Genomic DNA, 4,552 nt, shown 5'->3' on the forward strand with positions numbered 1-4,552 from the left:
ATTTCACTAAAAACTGCTCGAGGTACACCAACCAAGCGCTGGAATTCAGAATCTGAAAAACGATTTAATTTCTGATATTTCATGAAATCTATATTGAGGCAGTTTTTACTTTCGCAAGAGGTCTAATATACCATATTTACTTTGATAGCCTTGGCAATCATTTGTGTTATTGTGTCATATGTTTTTGAAAAATATTAGTTAATACTTAATAATTCAGCGTTTTTAATCCTGGGCGAATTCAAACATGAGGTGCGACAGTTTGAAAAGTCTTATGATAATCAAAAATATAAACTTTTTGCTTCAGATGGTAGTGAGTTAATCGGCTATACGGATGAACAAGGTAAAACAGAGCACCTTTGGACTCATGAAAAACTCCCTATTAATTTGGAGATCCTTGATGATGAGGAAGAGCCTGAATTCGATACTTATCATATAACCGATGTGTAAAAAGGATAATAATAATGGCACGTGATAAAACATCTTCAGGTACTTCGAGTGATAATAAATCGGGAAGCTCAACAACCAAACCAACCAGTGAAGGTACGCCTATAAAATTAGAGGTAGGCGGCAATAGATCATATTTGTGTGCTCATATTTGCGCTGCGAGTAAAAAGCCTCGGACTGGTAATAAAGGGCAAAACCTATACCAACGCACGGTAACTATCGCAATCCAAGCTGAAGCAGAGCTTAATCATGGTGTTTGGTCGTATTTAGCTGAAGTTGGTTATAACATGCGCACTGTTCCACCAAGCGCTCTGATGAGCGACAGGGAGGGAAGGAGACATCAGCCATCGAGTTTCCCTTTAGGTGCGGCTAAGCGTGAAATTGAAAATATGGGTAAAGGTGCTTTCCGTATTCCTGATGTCACTATTTTAAAAGTTACGGCCGCTGAAATTATTCAAATGCGTAAGGCAGGTGTAATTGATTGGAAGCGCTTTGAGCCTATAGATGCCAATATTGAAAACTTGGTTGAGATTAAGTTTGGCAATGACACTTGGGGGAATAAGCAATTCGAAGATTACAATACGATTTGCCCTACCAAGGTACGTGAAATTGCCGATAAGGATTGTAGTTGCTCTACTCGCAAACCGCCTAAAGGTGGGACTGCACCTGTGACTTATCCTGCTATAAAGTGCTAGATACGGATGCAACGCGCAAATGGATTCGTCGTTTAGATGCACCAGGTATATTCCCAGATCAAGGTTATTACAAAGAAGTGCCTCCAAAGGATAAAGCTGTGTATTTGGAGACAGGGAAAGCCTGCAAGGTTGCTGGTGTATATCGTTACGACGATGAATTGGATATCGATGGAAAGCCGGTGCATGCAGGCCATGTAAACCGAACTGACTACGAAGAAAACTACACCAGTGATTATAGACAGCATGTAGTCCTATTGGTAGGTGATATAGCGCCTAGATTCTTGGCATTCTTTGATCACGCTGAACTTAAAGAAGCCAAAACGGTTAAATGGCACTTGGTCAGTGAAATTATTAAAGTTGAATAGTTGATAGATTTAATGGCCTGGTGATACATCAATGCAGGCTGATAAAGGGCTTTGCTATCGTATATACGATGCTTGTTGATTAAATTGGCAACAATAATGGCGCGAGAAATCTGTCAATTTAGCGCAAGAAAATGAGCTAAAACCGCAACTTTAAGCAATTTTGTTTAGTACAATAAAGTGTACATAACAAATGAAATATATGTGTATTGTACCAAATACTATACTAAATGATGTGTAGTAAAAATTGCGCATTAAAGAGGATTCTATTCTATGCGCCGTGAATTTTTATGCGGATTCTAGTGAGAAGGGTCATCAAGATCAATTTTAACCTTATCGATAATTTCAGCTGCTTCTTCGCTAAAGTCGTCAGATGATTCAAGCCATTCACATTCAGTGCATTTAATACCTTGGCGTTCCGTTCGTTCGGGTTCTGATTTGCTTATACGAGTTTTAATTTCACCAGTCTTGGGGTGGATTTTTCTTGAATACTCGGTCGCCATCTCAAACCAAATGGCTAGTTGCCCCTGACATTTAGGGCAAACTAATTTTTCAGCTACTTCCATCTCTTATGAACCTTTTTTTGTTTATGGGAGTGACCTATTGGTTGAGGTCACGTAGTTTTAACAGCTGAGTACGAAGGTGGGTTGCATCTGCCATAAGAAAATTCAGGCAAGATTGATGACCACCTTTTGATAAGACGTTGGGTAGGTTGTGACTCGCATCTGCAATGTTTGAAATTAAATCTAATTTTTGCTTATCGGTAAGCGTTCTGAAGGCTGGACCAGCTAGATGACGGATCGTGACAAAGCTTTCACCAAGTAAGCGCAACACTTCAATATCTTCGCTATGCAGCTCAATTATTTCCTTGTCTGCAGGTGTACTATTTTGGGTGTCGTTATGATTTGAATCGTGCGGTTTCATGCAAGTACATCAATGCGATATTTATGATTTAAAATAATACTTATTAGTCTAAAATACAAACTTCGTTTAGTACACAAAATGGTACTAATGTGCTAAAATAAGCTCGTTAGGTACAAAAAATGGTATTAAACAATGGGATTTAGATCTACAAGTTCAAGCCATGCAAAAGCATTAGAAATTGGTGAGCGTATCAAACAGGCTCGGCTTAATAAAGATTTAACTCAAGTTGAGATATCTGAGATATCCGGCTTAGAGAGACGCGCAATTATTAATGCTGAGAAAGGGAAAGTCACACTGGAAAATCTGATCGCATATTTGGATGCTCTAAACATGAGGGACCAGATAGATCTGTTTTTACCGCCCCAACCAATATCGCCAATTCAACTCCATAAGTTGCAAGGTAAAGAGCGTAAAAAGGCTTCGGGTGAACATAAGGCTAACTCGAACAACAAGAAAATATTAACTGCGAATAAGGATGATTTAGGATGGTGAGAGATACAGTAAGCGTTGAATATCTTGGTATGGATGTTGGGGTTATGGCGTATACAGAGGGACAGCCAAGTGCCTTTGAATACTCTAAATCATTTCTTGACAGTGGTATCGAGCTTTCTCCGTTGTATATGCCTTTAGGAGAGGGTGTTTATACATTCCCAACATTAAACCCTGAAACATTCAAGGGTTTGGCAGGTTTGTTTGCTGACTCACTACCTGATGATTTTGGTAATCGAATTTTAAATGCGTGGACAGCACGTAACGGTCGATCTCCTGACTCTATCACTCCATTAGAACGCCTGAAATATACAGGTAAGCGCGGCATGGGTGCATTAGAGTATCACCCTATGAAATCAATGAATGGTTTTAATGCGTCTCAGCAAGTTGAAATTATTGAGTTGATTAAAATCGCCCAAGATGTATTAGACACTCGTTCATCTTTAGAGGTTGATCTTAATAATAATGGTGCAGAAGACAAGGATGCCATGCTTGCGCTTCTATCTGTGGGTACAAGTGCAGGTGGCGCACGCCCTAAAGCAGTACTTGCATTTAATGAGGATTACAGCCAAGTCCGTTCAGGTCAAACAGATGTTCCAGATGGCTTTACGCACTACTTGATGAAGTTTGATGGTGTGAGTGAGCATAACGTCAATAAAGAAACTTTTGGTGATCCAATGGGCTACGGCGCAATGGAGTATGTTTATCATCAAATGGCCTTAAAATGCGGTATTGAAATGATGCCTTGTAAGTTGCTGCAAGAGGGTGATCGTCAACATTTCATCACGCAGCGTTTTGATCGCGTTGGGAATGAGAAGATTCACATTCAATCCTTGAATGGCCTGGCGCATGTGGATTATAAAAAACCGGGTTCTTTCTCTTACGAAGAAATATTTAACGTGAACCGTCATTTGCGTTTGACTGCAGCCGAGGCAGAACAGTTGTTTAGACGTATGGTATTCAATGTGGTATCTCGTAACCACGATGACCACTCAAAGAACTTTGGCTACATGCTTGTAGATAATCAATGGAAACTGGCACCAGCTTATGACTTGGCATATAGCTATAAGCCGAACTCTTTTTGGGTAGATCAACACTGGATGACTCTTAACGGAAAGCGTGACAATTTTGAAATGGCTGATTTCCTGTCATTCGAGAAGCTAAGTCCAATCTTTAATGAACAGCGTATTCGCCAGATTTTGGAAGAGGTTATCGAGGCGGTTTCAAGTTGGACTTCACTCGCCGTGCAATCAAATGTACCTAAGGTTCTGATTGAGCGCGTTGAGCAAAACCTGCGCTTGAAATTCTAAATTGTCTTTATTACCAACTGAGCTACCTTCGGGTGGCTTTTTTTTGCATATATTTTAACGTGGGCCTAGATCGATAGGTTTGGACTCGCGTTTATTTCAAGGCAGAAATGAATAAAAAAGGCAGCTTATAACCACTGCTGTCCCACAATTTTCATAAGAAGAGCCTCAATTGAGGTTCTTCTTGTTTTCGCCATTTTTTATCGTAAGCGTCCGCTGAACCCCATGCCTATTTTTTAATTTGAGTTGGATTTCCAGCGATGTGGTAGTAATTCTTCTATTTGGGTCGCTTTATGCGTCGGCAGCCTTTTCAGCACATCACTGAGATAGG

At 40.1% G+C, this 4,552-nt stretch carries 8 protein-coding genes; 5 read left to right on the top strand and 3 right to left on the bottom strand.

Going from position 1 to position 4,552, the window contains the following annotated elements; translation table 11 throughout:
• Nucleotides 1-249: 249 nt before the first annotated feature.
• Genes FTV09_RS16990 through FTV09_RS17000 form a run of 3 tightly spaced genes read left to right on the top strand, consistent with a single transcriptional unit; the run spans nt 250 to nt 1,504 of the window.
• Entirely contained in the window at nt 250-447 is a 198-nt protein-coding gene (locus FTV09_RS16990; RefSeq protein WP_180058951.1) for a hypothetical protein, read from the top strand.
• A 14-nt stretch (nt 448-461) separates the two neighbouring features.
• On the top strand, nt 462-1,139 hold the full coding sequence (locus FTV09_RS16995) for a hypothetical protein (protein WP_180058952.1): 678 nt from the start codon (nt 462-464) through the stop codon (nt 1,137-1,139).
• Nucleotides 1,133-1,504, top strand: a complete 372-nt coding sequence (locus tag FTV09_RS17000) for a hypothetical protein (protein WP_180058953.1) — start codon at nt 1,133-1,135, stop codon at nt 1,502-1,504. The genes FTV09_RS16995 and FTV09_RS17000 overlap by 7 nt, the downstream gene beginning before the upstream one ends.
• A 296-nt stretch (nt 1,505-1,800) precedes the next feature.
• On the opposite strand, the gene FTV09_RS17005 is transcribed toward FTV09_RS17000, so the two are convergent.
• Together FTV09_RS17005 and FTV09_RS17010 are read right to left on the bottom strand one after the other, a co-directional pair.
• Nucleotides 1,801-2,067 carry a hypothetical protein gene (locus tag FTV09_RS17005; protein ID WP_111860974.1) on the bottom strand — a complete coding sequence of 89 codons (267 nt, stop codon included), beginning with the start codon at nt 2,065-2,067 and terminating at the stop codon, nt 1,801-1,803.
• 34 nt (nt 2,068-2,101) lie between these two features.
• On the bottom strand, nt 2,102-2,425 hold the full coding sequence (locus FTV09_RS17010; protein WP_111860973.1) for a hypothetical protein: 324 nt from the start codon (nt 2,423-2,425) through the stop codon (nt 2,102-2,104).
• A gap of 132 nt (nt 2,426-2,557) precedes the next feature.
• Here FTV09_RS17010 and FTV09_RS17015 point away from each other — a divergent pair, with 132 nt between their 5' ends.
• Both FTV09_RS17015 and FTV09_RS17020 read left to right on the top strand, forming a co-directional pair.
• Nucleotides 2,558-2,917, top strand: coding sequence for a helix-turn-helix domain-containing protein (locus FTV09_RS17015; RefSeq protein ID WP_110975971.1), 360 nt, complete (start codon nt 2,558-2,560; stop codon nt 2,915-2,917).
• Complete coding sequence (locus FTV09_RS17020; protein ID WP_110975972.1) at nt 2,911-4,224, top strand: type II toxin-antitoxin system HipA family toxin; 1,314 nt, start codon at nt 2,911-2,913, stop codon at nt 4,222-4,224. The genes FTV09_RS17015 and FTV09_RS17020 overlap by 7 nt, the downstream gene beginning before the upstream one ends.
• 233 nt (nt 4,225-4,457) lie before the next feature.
• On the opposite strand, the gene FTV09_RS17025 is transcribed toward FTV09_RS17020, so the two are convergent.
• Nucleotides 4,458-4,552: transposase domain-containing protein (locus FTV09_RS17025; RefSeq protein ID WP_136143756.1), on the bottom strand; the 95-nt coding region annotated here is incomplete at its 5' end.

It is taken from the genome of Acinetobacter sp. YH12227 (genome assembly GCF_013417785.1).
Classification (GTDB): domain Bacteria; phylum Pseudomonadota; class Gammaproteobacteria; order Pseudomonadales; family Moraxellaceae; genus Acinetobacter; species Acinetobacter gandensis.

Coding starts and splice junctions, on each gene's coding strand:
- FTV09_RS17015 (WP_110975971.1), top strand. CDS start 2,558: ATGGGATTTAGATCTACAAGTTCAAGCCATGCAAAAGCATTAGAAATT.
- FTV09_RS16995 (WP_180058952.1), top strand. CDS start 462: ATGGCACGTGATAAAACATCTTCAGGTACTTCGAGTGATAATAAATCG.
- FTV09_RS17005 (WP_111860974.1), bottom strand. CDS start 2,067: ATGGAAGTAGCTGAAAAATTAGTTTGCCCTAAATGTCAGGGGCAACTA.
- FTV09_RS17020 (WP_110975972.1), top strand. CDS start 2,911: ATGGTGAGAGATACAGTAAGCGTTGAATATCTTGGTATGGATGTTGGG.
- FTV09_RS17010 (WP_111860973.1), bottom strand. CDS start 2,425: ATGAAACCGCACGATTCAAATCATAACGACACCCAAAATAGTACACCT.